13 protein-coding genes are annotated in these 19,582 nt (G+C 41.4%); 8 read left to right on the top strand and 5 right to left on the bottom strand.

Annotated elements, in window-relative coordinates; all coding sequences use genetic code 11:
• Window positions 1-36: 36 nt before the first annotated feature.
• A complete protein-coding gene (locus C9J40_RS08485; RefSeq protein WP_107246515.1) occupies window positions 37-936 on the bottom strand; it encodes a lysine exporter LysO family protein in 900 nt (299 codons plus the stop codon).
• Between the two features lie 699 nt (window positions 937-1,635).
• On the opposite strand from C9J40_RS08485, the gene C9J40_RS08480 reads away from it, so the two are divergent.
• The 3 genes from C9J40_RS08480 (at window position 1,636) to C9J40_RS08470 (ending at window position 4,762) form a co-directional block, all read left to right on the top strand.
• Window positions 1,636-3,069, top strand: a complete 1,434-nt coding sequence (locus C9J40_RS08480) for an amino acid permease (RefSeq protein ID WP_107246513.1) — start codon at window positions 1,636-1,638, stop codon at window positions 3,067-3,069.
• A gap of 207 nt (window positions 3,070-3,276) precedes the next feature.
• Window positions 3,277-3,609 (top strand): tRNA-binding protein, encoded by a 333-nt coding sequence (locus tag C9J40_RS08475; protein ID WP_107246511.1) that lies wholly within the window; start codon window positions 3,277-3,279, stop codon window positions 3,607-3,609.
• Between the two features lie 145 nt (window positions 3,610-3,754).
• Window positions 3,755-4,762 (top strand): substrate-binding domain-containing protein, encoded by a 1,008-nt coding sequence (locus tag C9J40_RS08470; protein WP_107246510.1) that lies wholly within the window; start codon window positions 3,755-3,757, stop codon window positions 4,760-4,762.
• An 81-nt stretch (window positions 4,763-4,843) separates the two neighbouring features.
• On the opposite strand, the gene galM is transcribed toward C9J40_RS08470, so the two are convergent.
• From galM to galE, 4 genes are all read right to left on the bottom strand, one after another.
• A complete protein-coding gene (galM, locus tag C9J40_RS08465; RefSeq protein ID WP_107246508.1) occupies window positions 4,844-5,905 on the bottom strand; it encodes a galactose-1-epimerase in 1,062 nt (353 codons plus the stop codon).
• Window positions 5,906-5,946: 41 nt separating this feature from the next.
• On the bottom strand, window positions 5,947-7,101 hold the full coding sequence (gene galK / locus C9J40_RS08460; protein WP_107246506.1) for a galactokinase: 1,155 nt from the start codon (window positions 7,099-7,101) through the stop codon (window positions 5,947-5,949).
• A 64-nt stretch (window positions 7,102-7,165) separates the two neighbouring features.
• Complete coding sequence (locus C9J40_RS08455; RefSeq protein ID WP_107246505.1) at window positions 7,166-8,221, bottom strand: UDP-glucose--hexose-1-phosphate uridylyltransferase; 1,056 nt, start codon at window positions 8,219-8,221, stop codon at window positions 7,166-7,168.
• 17 nt (window positions 8,222-8,238) lie between these two features.
• Window positions 8,239-9,249: a UDP-glucose 4-epimerase GalE gene (galE, locus tag C9J40_RS08450; RefSeq protein WP_107246503.1), complete on the bottom strand. Its 1,011-nt coding sequence runs from the start codon at window positions 9,247-9,249 to the stop codon at window positions 8,239-8,241.
• A 354-nt stretch (window positions 9,250-9,603) separates the two neighbouring features.
• On the opposite strand from galE, the gene ebgR reads away from it, so the two are divergent.
• The 5 genes from ebgR (at window position 9,604) to ygjK (ending at window position 19,255) form a co-directional block, all read left to right on the top strand.
• Window positions 9,604-10,587 carry a transcriptional regulator EbgR gene (gene ebgR / locus C9J40_RS08445; protein ID WP_107246502.1) on the top strand — a complete coding sequence of 328 codons (984 nt, stop codon included), beginning with the start codon at window positions 9,604-9,606 and terminating at the stop codon, window positions 10,585-10,587.
• Between the two features lie 291 nt (window positions 10,588-10,878).
• A complete protein-coding gene (gene ebgA / locus C9J40_RS08440; protein WP_107246500.1) occupies window positions 10,879-13,971 on the top strand; it encodes a beta-galactosidase subunit alpha in 3,093 nt (1,030 codons plus the stop codon).
• A gap of 3 nt (window positions 13,972-13,974) precedes the next feature.
• Window positions 13,975-14,427 carry a beta-galactosidase subunit beta gene (locus tag C9J40_RS08435; RefSeq protein ID WP_107246499.1) on the top strand — a complete coding sequence of 151 codons (453 nt, stop codon included), beginning with the start codon at window positions 13,975-13,977 and terminating at the stop codon, window positions 14,425-14,427.
• A 105-nt stretch (window positions 14,428-14,532) separates the two neighbouring features.
• A complete protein-coding gene (locus C9J40_RS08430) occupies window positions 14,533-15,969 on the top strand; it encodes an amino acid permease (protein ID WP_107246497.1) in 1,437 nt (478 codons plus the stop codon).
• Window positions 15,970-16,594: 625 nt separating this feature from the next.
• Window positions 16,595-19,255, top strand: a complete 2,661-nt coding sequence (gene ygjK, locus C9J40_RS08425; RefSeq protein WP_107246496.1) for an alpha-glucosidase — start codon at window positions 16,595-16,597, stop codon at window positions 19,253-19,255.
• Window positions 19,256-19,582: the final 327 nt, after the last annotated feature.

Here is a 19,582-nt window from a genome sequence, read left to right as displayed (position 1 = left end):
CCTTTTTTATTGAATGTCTGTTATTGCGTACAGCGCTTATAGCGAGACAAAAAACAAAATAAGTACCGGGACTAATAAACTTAAAATAAAGCCACTAACAATAGCGACAGGTACACAACGTATGCCGCCTGAGCTTTGGATCACGGGGAGGGTGAAATCCATCGCTGTTGCACCAGCATAACCTATTGCAGTGTTAGGATAGCGTTGAATTAACAGTGGTATTAATACTAGCGCTAACATCTCTCGTAGTAACTCATTGAGCAATGCTGCACCGCCCAATATGCTGCCTAAGCTATCACCAATTAAGATGCCCGCCAGTGAATACCAACCAAATCCTGATGCCATAGCTAAACCATGATTAATAGGTAAATCGAGCAGTAGTGCTGCGATAATGCCACCACAAAATGATGTCACAATCATCACCAATGCAATGGTCGCGCCTTTCTTATTTAACACGATTTGCTTGAGTGTCATGCCACTGTTACGCAGCTGGATGCCAATAAAGAACAGTAAGAGTAGCAAAATGATCTCACTGGCTTGTGATACCCATGACAGGTCGAAATTAAGTAACAACCCTACCAACAAACCGCCAGCAACGACCAACACTAATTTAAGTGATTCAGCCATCATATGCAGGATAGGTAATTTATGTTGCTTATGATCGGATGCGGTTGGCATTAAGCGATCGATCATTGGCAAAACGAGTAGATTACAAGCACTGATACAGCCAAAAAAAGTCAGTGTATAAAGCAAAATTTGGTTGAGGTTTTGGCTTAGATTATCGAGTCCTGCAAGGCTTAATCCCATCAATGCCAAGATTAATAAAACTAAACGGTTGGTTTGGACATTAATAAAATTGAGGATCTTCTTACTATGAACGGGTATGAGGTAACCAATCACAAGCGGTAAAAAGATCAGTAAAAATCCGGAGAACATAGTATTCCTAGTTAATGGGGTTGTTGGGTAGGAAAGGGATCATAGCGTGTTATCAATAACTTGTAGGAGCAAAAAGCACCAAGAGATCGTTACAGATTGTAAAAATCTAACGGTATTTTTACTAAATTATTGATGCAGTATTAAGCTATTTTTCATTAAACACGCAATTAAGTATGATGCTGCATTAACCGTTATGGTTTGTCACTAAACGATTGAGCACATGGCGAAGCGTATTCATTGACTGAGCTTTTTAATTTTATCTTATTGATTTTATTTGTATATTTTATGTTTTAGATTTATTTTGAGTCAGATCACTAAATAAAACCGCAACATGCCATTATTTGCTATCACATTCACAAACTGAATTATTTGATGTGATCAACTTAATGTTAAGGGATTTATCTGGTTTTTTTTAGTAAATGTTTAACTAATACTTTGACACAGTTAAAAGGCGAAAAGAAATGAATAACGTGTGTTTTCTAGTTCAACCAAGCAATTCACAAGGTCATTCATTGAACAATAAACGCTTTTTATTTAGATAAAAATGTAAACGTTTCCACTCTGTGATTTGAAAGCTTAAGTGAGAAATGCGAATAACAAATTAAATAAATCCAATAAATCAAGGCCTTACTCTGTATCCTACACCACAAGTAAGCGTTGTAGTTGCCATTATTAACGTGCTTTATAGCGGAGATTCTTATGTCTGACTCCAAACGTAATACCATAGGTAAATTCGGCTTATTGTCGATGACCTTTGCTGCGGTCTATAGCTTTAATAACGTCATCAATAACAATATTGAAATTGGTTTATCTTCATCGCCAATGTTCTTTATTGCGACTCTGCTCTACTTTGTCCCTTTCTGTTTGATCATCGCAGAATTTGTATCTCTTAATAAAAATTCTGAAGCTGGGGTTTATGCGTGGGTGAAAAGCTCACTGGGTGGTCGCTGGGCATTTATGGCAGCGTACACATACTGGTTTGTAAACTTATTCTTCTTTACCTCTTTATTACCACGTGTTATTGCCTATGCGTCTTATGCTTTCTTAGGTTATGAGTACATCTTTACTCCAACCACAACGACGATTTTAAGTATTGGTCTGTTTGCATTTGCTACTTACGTTTCGACGAACGGCGCGAAGATGTTAGGTCCAATTACATCGGTTACATCATCGTTCATGTTGTTCTTAACCTTATCTTACATGTGTCTTGCTGGTGCCGCTGTGATGGGGGGTATTCAACCTGCCGATCCAATCACGGTAGAAGCATTAACACCACAAATTAACTGGGCATTCTTTGGTGTAACAGCTTGGATCTTTATGGCTGCAGGCGGTGCAGAATCAGTGTCGGTGTATGTTAATGACGTCAAAGGCGGTCATAAGTCGTTCGTGAAAGTGATTATCTTCGCAGGTCTCTTTATTGGTGTGCTTTACTCAGTATCATCAATTTTGATCAACGTGTTCGTTGAGCGAGAAGCATTGAAGTTTACTGGTGGTTCAGTACAAGTATTTGAAGGCATGGCAACCTACTTTGGCTTACCTGAAATGTGGGTTAACCGTTTTGTTGGTGTCGTATCATTTACTGCCATGTTCGGTTCATTACTGATGTGGACAGCAACACCAGTGAAAATCTTTTTCTCTGAAATTCCAAAAGGTATTTTCGGTGAGAAAACCGTCGAGCTGAATGAAAACGGTGTACCAGCACGTGCTGCATGGGCGCAGTTCTTCATCGTCATTCCACTCCTTATCGTGCCTATGCTGGGTTCTGATACCGTACAAGATCTGATGAGTACCGTGATCAACATGACTGCAGCTGCTTCAATGTTACCACCACTGTTTATCATGCTAGCTTACCTAAACCTACGTTTGAAATTAGATCACCTTGAGCGTGACTTTAAGTTTGGCTCACGTATGACAGGCATTGCAATGGTGTCAGTGCTCATTGCTATTTTCACTGTGGGCTTCTTAGCGTCAACTTTCCCAACCGGTGCAGATACTATGACCATTATCTTCTACAACGTGGGGGGGATTGTAATTTTCCTTGGCTACGCATGGTGGAAATACAGTAAGTATGAAAAATCATTAACGTCGGATGAGCGTCAATTAGAAGCGAAAGCGGCAGTACAACAAGTGTAAAATAACCAACAATAATAAGCTTTAAATACAGCCACTGATGTTTGTCAGTGGCTGTTTTTTAGAATAATCACAGTCTTTTAAATGTCACAAAGGCAACAAATAAAGTGTGATCAAGCGGTGTAATAGCAGCATATTTGATTGTTTGTGTAAGCGTTTTCATTACACTGTTTATATTAATTTCTAATCTGTTATATAAGAGAAAAATAAATGGAAACAGTTTCATACGGTGACTTCGCAAAATTAGATATTCGTGTCGGTAAGATCATTGAAGTGGCGCGTCATAGCAATGCTGATAAGCTATACATCGTGCAAATTGATGTCGGTGAGAAAACGCTACAGACTGTGACTAGCCTAGTGCCTTACTACACAGAAGAGGAGCTAATGGGTAAACAAGTGGTGGTGCTATGCAATTTAGCAAAAGCGAAAATGCGTGGTGAAACCTCAGAATGTATGCTGCTTTGTGCTGAAACAGACGATGAATCGGAAAGCGTACTGTTAACGCCTGAACGTTTAATGCCTGCTGGTGTGAAGGTTGTTTAGCGCTTAATTGGCTACAGAGAATGTAAATGACTATCTGTAGCCACTTTATGTATCAACACATAGAAATATCGCTAATGCTTGGAAATTTATTGCGTAGTAACGGTTCACACGGTTAAATAAGCACAGTTTAAAAAAGAGAGCAATTATGGCGACCATCAAGGATGTCGCTCGTGAAGCTGGGGTGTCGATTGCCACTGTCTCGCGGGTGATCAACAAGTCTCCCAAAGCAAGTAAACAGTCTATTGAAGCGGTGACTAACGCAATGAAACAGTTAGGTTATCGCCCCAATGCGGCAGCTAAAGCATTAGTGCGACAAAATACCGATACCATTGGTGTATTAGTGGGGGATGTATCAGATCCTTTCTTTGGCACTTTGGTTAAAGCTGTCGATGTTGTAGCTCATCAACATGGTAAGCATATTTTGATCGGTAACGGTTATCACAATGCTGACGATGAACGACGTGCGATTGAACATTTGATCAATAGTCGTTGCGATGCGTTAGTGATCCACGCTAAAGCACTTACAGATGAAGAGCTGATTAACTACGCCAACGAAGTGAAAGGCTTAGTGATCATTAACCGCCATATCCCTGCTATTGCTGAGCGTTGTATCTCACTTGATAACCATAAAGGTGCGTATTTAGCGACCGAATATTTGATCCGTCATGGTCATAGCCATATTGCGTGTATCGCCTCTAACCATGATATTGAAGATGCCAGTGAACGCGTGCAAGGCTATTTAGATGCATTAGCGGATAATAATATAATTTTATCAGCAAGTTATATTGAAAAGGCGACCCCAGATAGTGAGGGTGGTGAAACAGCGATGATAAATCTGATCACCAAATCATTACCAATGACAGCGTTGGTGGCTTATAACGATTATATGGCAGCGGGCGCATTAGCGGTACTACAAGAAAACGGCATTCAATCTCCGCAGAAGATGTCGCTGGTAGGGTTTGATGATGGCTTAATTGCCCGTTATACCACTCCAGGGCTAACAACGGTTCGTTATCCGATTCAGATGATGGCAGAAAAGGCTGCTAATCTCGCATTAGCTTTGGCTGATGAGCAACATGTTGATAGTGAGGCTATGCGTTTCTCTCCAACCATAGTTCGACGAGGATCGGTTGAACGATTAGCATCTGAGTAGTGCTTACATGATTGATATAACAAAGCCGACATGATGTCGGCTTTGTTATTGAGAGAAGCGAGAGAGATCTTTTAATGTCTGTTATTGATAATAAAATGTGTACGTTGTGGAATAATCATATTGTTCATTAGGCTTCAGAAAGCAACTGGTTTGCTCCCATTCAGGATGGTTAGGGGAATCGGGTAAGAACTGGGTTTCTAACGCCAATCCTGCGTAATCTTGATACTGTTTACCCTCTCGGGCAGGGGTACTTGTTAACCAATTTCCGCCATACAGTTGCACTGCTGGTTTATTGGTTTTTACTGTCATGATGACTTTGCTATCAGGGGAAATGACTTCAGCAATAACCTCATCAGGCTTTCTTGTTGGGTTTAGCACAAAGCTATGATCGTAACCTTTAGCTTGTTGCTGTTGTTCATCTGCCAGTAAGTCTTTACTTAGTGTTTTGCTTGTTCGGAAATCAAAGCTGGTATTTTCAACTGGTTGTGGCTTATCTAGCGGTATGCCAAGGCTATTAGTTGGTAAATAGTAGTCAGCATTAATACGTACTGTGTGTGAGCTATTATCACCGTCCCATGTTGCCCCTTGGAGATTAAAGTAACCGTGATTGGTTAAATTAACGGGTGAAGTTTTATTACTGTTAGCAAGGTAGTGAATGGTCACTTCGTTGCTATCGGTTAGGGTATAACGCACAGTAACATTTAATGTACCGGGAAAGCCCTGATCGCCATCTTCAGAGATTAAACTAAATAAAACGCTATCTTGGCGTTGCTCTACTATCTGCCAACGGCGTTGATTAAAGCCATCTTCACCACCGTGAAGGCAATTACCGTTTTGATTGGTTGAGACTTGATAAGCTTTCCCATCAATACTAAAGCGACCATTGGCAATACGGTTAGCGTAGCGACCGACAGTTACACCCATATAGCTTTGTTGAGCATAAAAATCAGAAAGGTTATCGACGCCTAGTAACACTTCACGTTGTTCGCTGTCGTTTAATGGCAGGCAACAACTTAACCAAGTAGCACCAATGTCCATTAGCACGATACGCATTCCATGGCTATTAGTGAGTTCAATGATATTAACTGGTTTACCATCATGGGCGAACTGCCGAGTCATAGAGTGCATGAGTGGGCTTTGCATTGGTGCTCCTTAACTGTTAGTTATTTAAGCGGCTTAATGAATTAAGCAATCTTGCCTGCGCCATCTTTAGCTTGGCAGACGTAAATTGACTCTTTTAGTCCTGTTGCAGCTTGGTATTTCGCTTCAACGGCTGCTTTTACATCATCCACTAATGTTGGTGGAACGAGTGCGACAATACAGCCACCAAAGCCGCCGCCGGTCATGCGCACACCACCTTGCTCGCCAATCACGTCTTTGACGATGTTAACAAGGGTATCGACCTCAAATACTGTGATTTCAAAATCATCGCGCATAGAAGCATGGGATTGTGCCATTAGCTCAGCCATACGCTTCATATCGTGATTACGTAGAGCAGTCGCCGCTTCAACGGTACGATCGTTTTCAGTGATCACATGGCGAGCACGTTTTGCTACTAACTCATCCAGTTCGTGCGCTTTGGCATTAAATTGTTCAATGGTGACATCACGCAGTGCTGTGACACCAAAGATACGGGCAGCCTCTTCACATTGCTTACGACGGGTATTGTATTCGCTATCTACTAAGCCGCGTTTTTTGTTGGAGTTGATGATCACAACTGCCATGTCTTCAGGCATCGATACCGCTTGGGTTTCTAGGCTACGGCAATCTAATAACATCGCATGATTTTCACGACCTTCGGCAGAGATCATTTGATCCATAATGCCACAGTTACAGCCAACGAATTGATTTTCAGCTTGCTGACCATTTAAGGCGATTTCTGCTTGGCTGAGCTCAAGATTATAAAGCACCTTAAAGGTTTGACCTATCACCACTTCCAGCGCTGCAGATGAGCTTAATCCTGCACCTTGCGGAACGTTACCTGTTACTGCGATATCAGCACCTGTAAAAGTAAAACCACGTTCAAGTAAGCATTTCACTACCCCACGAATGTAGTTTGCCCACATTTTATCTTGTTGGAATTCGATAGCTTGGGTGAGATCAAATTCATCGGTAGAATTGTCATAATCAACTGATACCACACGAATGATATTGTCGGTACGAGGCGCAGCAGCGACCACGGTTTGGTAGTTGATGGCACAAGGTAAAACGAAACCATCATTGTAGTCGGTATGCTCGCCAATCAGGTTTACACGACCCGGTGCTTGAATAAGGTGGCTTGGTTGGTAGCCTAATACCGTGGTGAAGGCGTGTTTAACATTTGAAATTAGATCTGACATAAAAATCTCACAAAATAGAGTACTAATACCGCAGTTATATTTATGAAAAAGTGTAAGTAATAACTTATTTTTGTTCTTTATAGTGAATATCGCTGAGATCACGTAGGCGTTGTGCAGCTTGCTCTGCGGTTAAATCACGTTGGGTCTCTGCTAACATTTCATAGCCGACCATGAATTTACGCACGGATGCGCTACGTAGTAGTGGCGGATAAAACAGTGCATGTAATTGCCAATGATCAATGTCAGTGCCTTGTTCAAAGAAAGGGGCGTAATGCCAGCCCATGCAATAAGGGAAAGAGCATTGAAATAGATTATCGTAACGACTTGTCAGCTTTTTAATCGCTAACGCTAAATCGTCACGTTGCGCATCAGTGAGCTCACTCATACGACGGATATGCGTCTTTGGTAACAGCATTGTTTCAAATGGCCATGCTGCCCAGTAAGGCACTAGCGCAACCCAATGTTCGGTCTCAACCACAATGCGTGAACCGTCTTTTAGTTCGGCTTCAACGTAATCGACCAATAGGTTGCGACCATTTTCTTGGTAGTAAGCCTTTAGGTTGTGCTCTTTACGTTCGATTTCATTAGGTAAAAAACTATTCGCCCAAATTTGACCATGAGGATGAGGTTGAGAGCAGCCCATGGTCTCGCCTTTGTTCTCAAATGCTTGTACCCAAATGTAATCTTTACCTAACTCTTCAATTTGATCGTTCCAGGTATCAATCACGTTACGAATCTTTTCAACCGGAAGCTCTGGTAAGGTTTTGCTGTGATCGGGAGAGAAGCAGATCACACGACTTAAACCACGTACTCCTTGAGTTTTAAACAACGGATTAGTCGATTGTGGTGCTTCTGGTGAATCTGGCATTAGTGCAGCAAAATCATTACTAAATACATACGTACCTTGGTAATCAGGGTTTTTATCGCCAGAAATACGATCGTTCGTTGGGCAAAGGAAACATTTCTCGTCATAGCTTGGTAGTTGCTCGGTTGATGGCTTTTCATCTTGACCGCTCCAAGGACGTTTAGCACGATGTGGCGAGACTAAAATCCATTGACCAGTCAGCGGGTTATAACGGCGATGTGGATGATCAACAGGGTTAAATTCAATAGCAGACATGTGTTTTACTCTCTTAATTAGTAACCGTTAGGATTGTTTGATTGCCAGTTCCAGGTATCGACCGTCATCTCTTTAACGCTGCGCGTCGCTTTCCAATTGAGATCACGTTCGGCTTTGTCTGTGCTTGCCCAACACTCTGCAATATCACCAGCACGACGAGGACAAATAACGTAAGGCACTTGATTACCGCACGCTTTAGCAAACGCATCGACCATTTCTAATACGCTAGAGCCTTTTCCTGTGCCGAGGTTGTAAATATGCAATCCGGCTTTTTCACGCAGAACGTTAAGTGCAGCAATGTGACCATCTGCGAGATCCATAACGTGAATGTAATCACGAACACCTGTGCCATCTGGGGTTGGGTAATCGTTGCCAAAAATAGATAATCGTTCGCGACGACCAATCGCCACTTGGGCAATAAATGGCATTAGGTTATTGGGAATTCCTTGCGGATCTTCACCTATAGTGCCGGAAGGGTGCGCGCCTACTGGGTTAAAGTAACGTAGTAGGGTAATGCTCCAATCGTTTTCAGCATGGAACAGATCTTTAAAACATTCTTCCACCATGTATTTACTACGACCATAGGGATTAGTGGTGGCTCCTGTTGGTGAGTCTTCAGTGATGGGGATAACCTTAGGATCGCCATACACGGTAGCTGATGAGCTAAAGATAATGCTTTTCACGCCAGCTTTACGCATCGCACGAGCTAACACTAAAGAGCCATTAACATTGTTGTCGTAGTATTCCAGTGGTTGTTCGACCGACTCACCCACGGCTTTTAAGCCAGCAAAGTGGATCACGGCTTTAATATCGTGTTTGGCAAAGACGCTATCGAGAAACGCTTCATCTTGGACGCTACCTTGATGAAACACTGGCATTTCACCGGTTAACGCTTCGATACGTGCCAATACGCCGATTTTTGCATTGGATAAGTTATCGATAATGACAGGAGTGATGCCGGCTTGAAGCATTTGTACGCAAGTGTGGCTGCCGATGTATCCCATGCCGCCGGTGACTAAAACTTCCACTATTTTCGCCTCTGCTGAATTTATGGAGAGAAGAGCCGCGCCTTGCGGTTCTCGACTTTATGCTAAAAGTTTATCAATTAAATGCGTTGACGATCTGTGATCTACCTTGCAATGTGTAAACGTTTACACAGAAATCATAAGAGTTTGCGCATTGATGATAGAAGAAAAGACGATATTGATTTTAACTTGTTGAATATATGTATTATTATTTTAATTTTTTGTTTTATGAATTTTGGTGTAGTGTGACACCTTTTACTAAAAATATTAGTCACAACATAAAACAATAATTAAAAGTGTTATTTTTAAAATATCTCACTAGGATAGTGATCATTGTTGATGGGAAGCAAACTAACTATGGCGACATTAAAAGATATAGCTAATGAAGCAGGGGTTTCTCTTGCAACGGTATCGCGTGTGCTCAACGACGATCCGTCATTAAGCGTAAAAGAACAGACCAAACAACGTATTTTTGAAATTGCTGAAAAACTCGAATACAAAACTAGCAGCTCAAAAAAAGCCGTGGTTGAGAAAAAACAACAGCATTGCTTTGTCGCACTTTATAGCCATAAGCAAGAAGCGGAAGTGAATGATCCGTATTATCTTTCTATTCGTCATGGGATTGAGACCCAATGCGATAAGCTTGATATTGATTTGATCAACTGTTACGACGGTAAGTTTGATTCCCATGATGCAACGATTTCAGGGGTACTGATTGTTGGACGCTGTTCAGATAAGTTATTGAAAGAGCTATCAAAGAAAACCGATAATATCTGCTTTGTGGATTTTTCAGATAATTCAGAACGTTACGACAGCGTGGATATTGACCTTGAAAGGATCAGTAAACAAATTGTCGATTTCTTTATTGAGCAAGGCTATCCACGTATTGGTTTCATTGGTGGACAAGATCAGGCAAATAGCGCTGATATTCGTGAAATCGCGTTTTCTGAATATGGCCAGTTAAAAGGTGTGGTAGATAATAAAGACATTTACCGCGGTGATTTTTCTAGCGCTTCTGGTTATAAATTAGCGAAGCAGATGTTTGCTAATGGTGATTACCCCAGTGCGTTATTTATTGCTTCTGATTCTATTGCCATTGGCGTCCTGCGTGCGATCCATGAACAAGGACTGGCTATTCCAGAAGATATTGCGCTGATCAGTGTCAATGATATACCGACGGCTAAATTTACCTTCCCTTCACTGTCTACTGTGCGTATTCACGCTGAAATGATGGGGATACAAGGGGTAAATTTGCTGGTGGAAAAGGCGCGAGATGGGCGGATTATGCCATTACAAGTTTATGTGCCAAGTAAGTTAAAGCTGCGTGGTACGACTAAATAGCATCAATTAAGCATTTATAAGGCACTGTTTTTACAGTGCCTTTTTATTTTCTGTGAAAAGCGTTGTTTTATTTACACTGTTTTATTTCTGTTATCTGACCTTCGGCCACTTCCTTTAAGCCGATCACAGGATTGGTTTAAATCCCCTCGTAAAATGTGACTCACGTAATGTAAAACGTTTTCATTGATTTATTTTAGTAAAACTTTTACTAAAATCACTCCCAGCAGATTTATCGTCATTAGCACGATTGATCACAGATTAAAAATGTCGGTTTGAGCCGGGAGGCATAACGTGAACAACTGGGAAAACTTCCAACATCTGCATGAGAACCGCATGGCACCACGTGCTTATTTCTTCTCATACGATTCAGTTAAGCATGCAACGACTTTTCAACGTGAGCTAAGTAGCCGTTTTATGCTGCTTAGTGGTCAGTGGCAATTTGAATATTTTTCAAATCCATTATTAGTACCAGAAGAATTTTACAGCCAGCCAATGACACAGTGGGAACAAATTACCGTTCCTAACATGTGGCAGATGGAAGGTCATGGCGATCTTCAATACACAGATGAAGGTTTCCCATTCCCAATTGATGTACCGTTTGTACCATCGGATAACCCAACTGGCGCTTATCAACGCACATTTACATTAGGTGCAGATTGGAACAACAAACAAACCCTTATCAAGTTTGACGGTGTTGAAACTTACTTTGAAGTGTATGTGAACGGTCAATACGTTGGTTTTAGCAAAGGTAGCCGTTTAACTGCAGAATTTGATATCAGCGCATTTGTTCAGCAAGGCAATAACTTACTGTCTGTTCGTGTAATGCAGTGGGCGGATTCCACTTACATTGAAGATCAGGATATGTGGTGGACTGCGGGTATTTTCCGTGATGTTTATCTTGTGGGTAAAGAGCAGCTACATGTGCGTGATTTTACGGTACGTACTGACTTTGATAGCGGATATCAAAACGCCACATTAAGCTGTGATGTTGAGTTAGAAAACTTAACGGCAAGCGCACAAACGGCATTGGTTGAATACCAATTAATGGATGGCACAACACTTATCGCTGAAGGTACTGTGGCTGATCTTCATGTTGCTGATAGTGCTAAAGCGCAGTTTGCCATTGATGTTACAGCTCCTGTGCAATGGAACGCTGAAAATCCATACCTTTACCAACTACTACTGACGCTAAAAGACAGCCAAGGCAATGTACTGGAAGTGATCCCGCAACGTGTTGGTTTCCGTGATATTAAAGTGCGTGATGGTCTGTTCTATATCAACAACAAATACGTGATGCTACACGGTGTGAACCGCCACGATAACGATCATCTTAAAGGTCGTGCTGTAGGTATGGATCGTGTCGAGAAAGATTTAGTGCTAATGAAACAGCACAATATCAACTCTGTACGTACGGCTCACTATCCAAATGATCCACGTTTCTACGAGTTATGTGACATTTACGGTCTGTTTGTAATGGCGGAAACCGATGTGGAAACACACGGCTTTGCTAACGTCGGCGATTTAAGCCGTATTACCGATGACGCTGAATGGAAAACGGTGTTTGTTGATCGTGCGGTTCGTCATGTTCACGCTCAGAAAAACCATCCGTCAATCATCATGTGGTCAATGGGTAACGAATCGGGCTACGGCTGTAACATTCGTGCTATGTATGCGGCAACTAAAGCGATTGATGATACTCGCTTAGTGCATTATGAAGAAGATCGTGACGCTGAAGTGGTGGATGTGATCTCTACTATGTACTCACGCGCACAATTGATGAATCACTTTGGTGAGTTCCCACATGCGAAACCTCGCATTATCTGTGAATACGCACACGCAATGGGTAACGGCCCTGGAGGCTTAACTGAATACCAAAACGTGTTCTACAAGCACGATCATATTCAAGGTCACTATGTATGGGAATGGTGTGATCACGGCATTCTAGCTCGTGATGAACACGGCACTGAATTCTACAAATACGGTGGTGATTACAACGATTACCCGAACAATTACAACTTCTGTATGGATGGTTTGATTTACCCAGATCAAACACCAGGCCCTGGCTTGAAAGAATATAAGCAAGTGATTGCGCCAGTGAAAATCCGTGAAGTGGATGCGAAACAAGGTCAATTTATTGTTGAGAACAAATTGTGGTTCTCGAACATTGATGATTACACCATTACCGCAGAAGTGCGCGCTGAAGGTGAAACCTTGTTGGTTGAGCAGTTCAAACTAACAGATCTGGCTGAAAACTCAGAGCAGATGATCACCTTAGCGTGGCCTGAGCTTGATGAGCGTGAAGTATTTGTCAACTTCACTGTACGTAAAGATTCTCGCACTCGCTACAGTGCAGCAAATCATGATATTGCGGTTTACCAGTTCGAGCTAAAAGTGAATACCGCACAGTTGGAAAGCTTTGTTAATCACAATGCGACTGAATTAGCGATTGAAGAAACACGTTTAGATTATATGGTGAAAGGTTACAACTTTGCACTTAACTTCTCGAAAGTAAACGGTAAGTTGACGTCATGGATAGTTGATGGCAAAGAGCTGATTCAATCTTCACCTAAGCTGAATTTCTTCAAACCAATGATCGATAACCACAAGCAAGAGTATGAAGGTCTGTGGCACCCTGCTCACCTACAAATCATGCAAGAGCACTTCCGAAGTCTTAATGTGGAAATCATCGATGGTCAGTGTGAAATCACTGTCACTAGCATTATTTCACCGCCAGTGTTTGATTTTGGTATGCGTTGTCATTACCGCTACCAAGTCAATGCACAAGGTCAGTTAAATGTGGAATTAAGTGGTGAGCGTTACGGTGACTACCCTCATGTTATCCCTGTGATTGGTTTGGATTTGGGCATTAATGGCGAGTTTGATCAGGTGCAATACTACGGTCGTGGGCCTGAAGAAAATTACCAAGATAGCCGCCAAGCTAACATGATTGATGTTTACAGCACTACGGTTGCTGACATGTTTGAAAACTACCCATTCCCACAAAATAACGGTAACCGCCAGCACGTTCGTTGGGCTGCATTGGCTGATAAACATGGCACAGGTGTATTAGTGAAACCACAGCAAGAAATAAACTTCAGTGCATGGTTTTACACTAACCAAAACCTTCACCAAGCACAGCATACCCATGAGCTTGAGAAGAGTGGCTATATTACCTTAAACCTAGATCACCAAGTGATGGGCTTAGGCTCTAACTCTTGGGGTAGTGAAGTGCTGGATTCATACCGCGTGCACATGAATAGCTTCCGTTACGGTTTAACAATTTTGCCATTTACTGCTGGCGATTGCCGACCACAAGCATTGGCAAATCACGACTTTGACTCAGCGTTTTTTACAACAACGGCTCTACAAACGAATAAGGCGTAATCCATGATCGTATTAGATAGCTTAGCGCAATTTAAATTGGTGTACCGCAATGGACGTAAATGGAACCGTTGTGTAGAAGCCATTGAAAATATTGAGAACATCCAAGAAGGTGTGATGCATTCGATTGGTGATTCACTGGTGTACATGGTGCAAAACGGTGTGACACCAACCAATGGTATGTTTACTGGTAATCGTCGTTACTTCGATGTGCATTACTACCTTGAAGGCAGTGAGCAAGTGGAAGTTGCGGATAAAGCGCAATTAACCACAGAAGTGGCTTATCAAGATGAAACAGACCGTGAAACTTTGGTGGGCAATGGTGAAGTCATTGCGTTATCGAAAGGGCAAATTGCGATTTTTGAAAACGACAAAGCGTACCGTTTCTTAGGTGAAAACCCAGTAAGAAAAGTGGTGCTAAAAGTAACTATCGAAGATGGCTACTTCTTGAATAAATAGTTCCAAGCAGCGTAACAATCAGGCTCACAGTGTGGGCCTGAACTTTTGATATTGATATTCATGAGATTGGCAACGAGTCCCATGGATAGTTTTTTTGGAGTAAATATGACGGAAGTAACTCGAGGTACGATAGGCAAATTTGCCTTATTGTCGATGACATTCGCAGCGGTATTTAATGTTCGTAATATCGTTAACAACAATATCGAATTAGGATTAAGCTCTGCGCCAATCTTCCTATTGGCGACCATGATCTATTTTATTCCTTTCGTATTTATTATCGCTGAATTTGTATCAGCGAATAAAAATTCAGAATCAGGTATGTACGATTGGCTAAAGCAGCCTTTAGGTACCAAGATGGCGTATATGGGCTCATTCCTGTACTGGTTCGTTAACCTATTTTTCTTTATCTCATTACTGCCAAACGTGATTGCTTATGCTTCATACGCCATGATGGGGTATGAGTACAGCTTCTCACCAATCGTAACGTCAGTCATTTCGATTGTGTTATTTGCTGCAGCAACCCATATTTCAACCAAAGGCGCATCATGGTTAGGTAAGATCACCGAAGTAGTCGCTTATGGTGTATTTTCACTGTTTGCTATTTATGTAGTAGGCGCATTGTTGGCGCTTGGTAGTGATCATCAACCAGCGCAACCGATCACATTAGAAGCGATGAAGCCAACTATCAACTGGGCGACATTAGGTATCATGTGTTGGATTTTCCAAGCCGCTGGTGGTGCTGAAACAGCAGCAGCGTATCTTAATGATGTCAAAGGCGGTCATAAGTCATTTATTAAAGTGATTATTGTCGCGGGTATCGTAATTGGTGGTATGTATGCGCTTGGTTCATTACTTGTGAACGTATTTGTGGCGCGTGAAGATTTAACGTATGCGGGGGGCATGGTTGAAATTTTCATGGGTATGGGTAACTACTTTAATATCTCTGAAGCCTTAGTGGGGCGTTTGGTGGGGATAGTTCTATTCATTGCGATGTTTGGTTCAATGATGATGTGGACGGCTGCACCTGTGAAAATCCACTTTTCTGAAATTCCTAAAGGTGTTTACGGTGAGAAAACCACAGAGCTAAACGAGCATGGCGTACCAGTACGCGCTGCATGGTGGCAGTTTGCGTTTGTATTTGCGATGTTAGTGGTTAACGGTTTTGGCTCTGAGTCAGTACAGCAGATGATGAACACTGCTATTAACTTAACCGCTGGTACGGCAATGTTACCGCCAATTCTTATCATGATCGCTTACTTCGTTTTCCGCTGGAAGCATGATGATACCCCACGTGATTTCCGTATGGGCTCACAAAAAGTAGGTATGGGGGTGGTATCTGTTCTTATCGTAATTTTCATGGTGAGTATGACGGCATCTGCGTTTCCTCCAGGTGTTGACTTAGTGCGTGCGTTCTTCATTAACGTCTTTATGACGGCGGTATTCTCTGGTCTTGCGTGGTGGTGGATTTCTCGCTTTGAGAAGAAACAACAAGCCATTATTCAAGCTGAAGAAAAGAAACCGACAGTAGCAACACAACACTAAGCAAGATCGCGAAATAACTATAATATAGATAAGCCGCTCACTTTTGTGAGTGGCTTTTTTTATATTTAATTTAAGTCGATTTTTTTACTTTTTAATTGTTTTTTTTACTGAAATTTTTAGGTTTATTTAAGGATGAAACAACAAATAACACAAAAATAAAGATAAATACTGAAATACCGTATTTTAATGACTGTGATCTTGCTCATGAAGTTCCATAAAAGTAAGCGGGGTGATTTTTTACGAATGTTACATAAGTCATTTATTTTTATTTGGTATTTTGGGGTTAATATCACTGTGAGTGATATGGCTTGGGGGGAAGATCTACTTTTACATTTAATGATTTAAGAAACATAAATAGATAAGCAATGACTGTGATTTCATAGTGTGAAATTACTTCAAAAATAAAAGAAACGTTACTTTTAATCTTTGTATCTAATTGTTACGTGATATTCCTAGGTTGAATTTTAGTAAAATAATTTATGTGACCCGCTTCAATTTTACTCTTGGTTTTAGCCCTTAATATTCCTTCCGCGTACAGAGTAATACCCAAGCTACGCTAAAACTAAAAATACCATAACAGTCCAAATTTTAACGTGGAATGTCTCTTTATATTGAAGGTGTAACAATGACGAATAATCCAATAGTAACTAAGAAAACATTACTTGCCGCAGTGATCGGCTCTTTATTATTGACTGCTGGCTGTAATAGTGATGATTCGTCTAGTTCATCGTCTGAAGAGAAAAAGAAACCAGAATTAGCCCTGCAGTTTAAAGACATTATTGATCGCACAGGTACACCAAAACACCTTGCAGAAGTTGGAGCGGGTAATCACATGGCTTATACGCCATTACATGATGACGGCGCGTGGCATGGTCACCTATTACCAGATTTAAAAGCAAATCCAGAAAATAAAGGTGGCTTTGGTGTGACGGCTATCGCTGAAGAATATAATACTTCGGTAGCAGAGTATTTCGATAAATTATCTATTTTAAAAGATGGTCAGCCTGTTGATTTTAAAGCTGTTGCTTACAGTATTCCTGGCGCGTTAATTCAAACATTAACCGCCGATGATATTCGTGTTGAGATGACATTGCAGTTTGTTTCTTCTCGTTCCTCATTGGTTGAGACGGCCGTTACTAATAATAGTGGTCAAGATCTTACGTTATTGTGGGACGGCAAATTAGTTGAACGTTTCTACGCCCTAGATGGTGTTGAAAAGCCAGTATGCAGTGAATTAGATAAAGATGATAAGCAAGAATGTTATGAAGCAACAGTCGCTGAACAATTACCTGATTTAACGCGTACTTTAACAACGGATAATCATGGGAATATTACTCTACAGTTTGGTAAAGAGCGTGATTCATGGTGGGTGAGAACCCGTGGTGATTCAGCTTTTTATATTGATCGCAGTATTGCCGCTAAAACAACAGTAAAGGGTTTGGAATATCAATCAACGTCAGATATTGGTAATGAAAAAGAAACCAAGATCTATACCGTCTTTAGTCATACTTTAACGGCGGATGAGTGGAAACAAGAGCAGCCAGTTGTGGCTGATATTTTGAAAAATCCTATTAAATATATGAATGCGACCACTAGTCGTTGGGAAAGTTACTTAAGTCATGGTTTAGTAAATGACAATGCAACGACAGAACAAGAGCGGGTTGCAGTGAAAGCGATTGAAACCTTAACTGGTAACTGGCGCAGCCCCGCTGGTATGGTAAGCCATGATACAGTAACGCCATCGGTAACCGCACGTTGGTTCTCTGGTAACTTAACGTGGCCGTGGGATACGTGGAAACAAGCGTATGCAATGGCGCATTTCAATCCTGATCTTGCGATGGAAAACATTCGCACAGTGTTTGAACACCAAGTGAAAGCTGACGATGTGTTACGTCCATATGATAAAGGCTATTTGCTTGATGTGGTGGGTATGAACATGTCTCAGCAACGTGGAGATGCATTGGGCTTAACCGAATTTAATGATGCACAAACATGGAATGAGCGTAATACAAAACCATCACTGGCGTCATGGGCGGTATGGGAAGTCTACACAGCGCTGAAAGATAAATATAACCGTCCAAGTGATGCCAAAGCATGGCTTGAAGAGATGTACCCACAGTTAGTGGCATACCATGATTGGTGGTTAACTGCACGTGATACTAATAAGAACGGTATTCCTGAATACGGTGCGGCAGTGGATCCTGAGCACACGAAAGATGGCCAGCTTATTTACAAATATAAGTTAGAAGGCGATACAGAATGGCAAGTGGCTTATGGTATTGATAATTACAATGCACTGTTAGAGTCGGGCAATTACGTTGATATTAGCAGCCCTGCACAGACTGCAGCGTCTTGGGAGTCAGGTCGTGATGATGCCGCGGTATTTGGTTTTATCGACACTATTGCTGATGCGCAAGGGCTGACTGATTCTGACGAAATTGCTACCATCGATCAGCTAGGTCGTTATGCGAAAAAGAAGTACGAGTTTGATAATAGTTATAATATCAATGCTAAGACTGTGACTTACCGTAATACTGATGCGGTTAATACTGCAAAACTGAATCTGGCGAAAAAAGATTGGCAGGTGAAGTTTAGTGAGAACAAAGACGCATCTGGTGAAGTGATTGGTTACTCACTGATGCAAGAATCGGTCGACCAAGCTTCATACTGGTACAGCGATAACAAATATCTTGCTCAAATTGCTGAGGTATTAGGTCATAGCGATGCCGCAGAAACCTTTACGCAAAAAGCAGTAGAGACTAGGGACTACATTAATAAATGTATGTTTGATACTGACACTGGTTTCTACTACGACATCAATATTGATAGTTCTGAAGCGAAAGAATTAAATAATGGTTGCGCGGGTAAGCCAATTGTTGATCGTGGCATGGGAGCTGAAGGTTGGTCGCCACTGTTTAATGGCGCAGCAACGGATGCAACCGCTAAAGCCGTTGTTCAAAATATGATGGATACCAGAAAGTTTAATACGACAGTGCCACTGGGGACTGCATCGGCTGATAACCCAGCTTATGGTGCCGATATTTACTGGCGTGGTCGAGTATGGATTGATCAGTTTTATTTTGGTGTGAAGGGGATGGCGAATTATGGCTATACCAAAGAAGCGCATGAGATGGTAAATAAACTTTTTACTAATGCAGAAGGTTTAACTAAGCAGCTTCCGATTCAGGAAAATTACAACCCTGAAACAGGGGCGGTGCAGGGCGCAAATAACTTCTCATGGAGTTCTGCTCACCTTTACATGCTATACAACGACTTTTTGAAATAAGTCGTTCAGTGAAAAGTTAATTTGATTCAGCATTAATCCCCCTAATGTTGATAACTCCAACGCCAATACAGAGAACGTATTGGCGTTTTTTATATCAAAGTGGTGAAAACTGTATCTTGTTCTATCTCCTGTCAGGATGTAAACAGCTTATTTATTCATAATTCAACGCGTGAATATATTGCTTTGACCTTTTTTCGACATGGGTGCAGTTATCGTACATCTTCTATATTTACTAAAAGGTGAAAAGAAGATGGTATGAAAACGTCACTATCCATTAGCTGAATCTTTGTTTGCATTTAAGATATAAAGCAATTTATATAGTTATTG

The organism is Photobacterium sp. GB-72, assembly GCF_003026095.1.
GTDB lineage: Bacteria > Pseudomonadota > Gammaproteobacteria > Enterobacterales > Vibrionaceae > Photobacterium.
Note: the sequence above shows the minus strand (reverse complement) of the source record. Positions and strands in the feature narration are given on the sequence as shown.

Bases quoted from the DNA above. Each gene is read 5' to 3' on its own strand.
- C9J40_RS08485 (WP_107246515.1), bottom strand. From the start codon at position 936: ATGTTCTCCGGATTTTTACTGATCTTTTTACCGCTTGTGATTGGTTAC.
- C9J40_RS08480 (WP_107246513.1), top strand. From the start codon at position 1,636: ATGTCTGACTCCAAACGTAATACCATAGGTAAATTCGGCTTATTGTCG.
- C9J40_RS08475 (WP_107246511.1), top strand. From the start codon at position 3,277: ATGGAAACAGTTTCATACGGTGACTTCGCAAAATTAGATATTCGTGTC.
- C9J40_RS08470 (WP_107246510.1), top strand. From the start codon at position 3,755: ATGGCGACCATCAAGGATGTCGCTCGTGAAGCTGGGGTGTCGATTGCC.
- galM (WP_107246508.1), bottom strand. From the start codon at position 5,905: ATGCAAAGCCCACTCATGCACTCTATGACTCGGCAGTTCGCCCATGAT.
- galK (WP_107246506.1), bottom strand. From the start codon at position 7,101: ATGTCAGATCTAATTTCAAATGTTAAACACGCCTTCACCACGGTATTA.
- C9J40_RS08455 (WP_107246505.1), bottom strand. From the start codon at position 8,221: ATGTCTGCTATTGAATTTAACCCTGTTGATCATCCACATCGCCGTTAT.
- ebgR (WP_107246502.1), top strand. From the start codon at position 9,604: ATGGCGACATTAAAAGATATAGCTAATGAAGCAGGGGTTTCTCTTGCA.
- C9J40_RS08435 (WP_107246499.1), top strand. From the start codon at position 13,975: ATGATCGTATTAGATAGCTTAGCGCAATTTAAATTGGTGTACCGCAAT.
- C9J40_RS08430 (WP_107246497.1), top strand. From the start codon at position 14,533: ATGACGGAAGTAACTCGAGGTACGATAGGCAAATTTGCCTTATTGTCG.
- ygjK (WP_107246496.1), top strand. From the start codon at position 16,595: ATGACGAATAATCCAATAGTAACTAAGAAAACATTACTTGCCGCAGTG.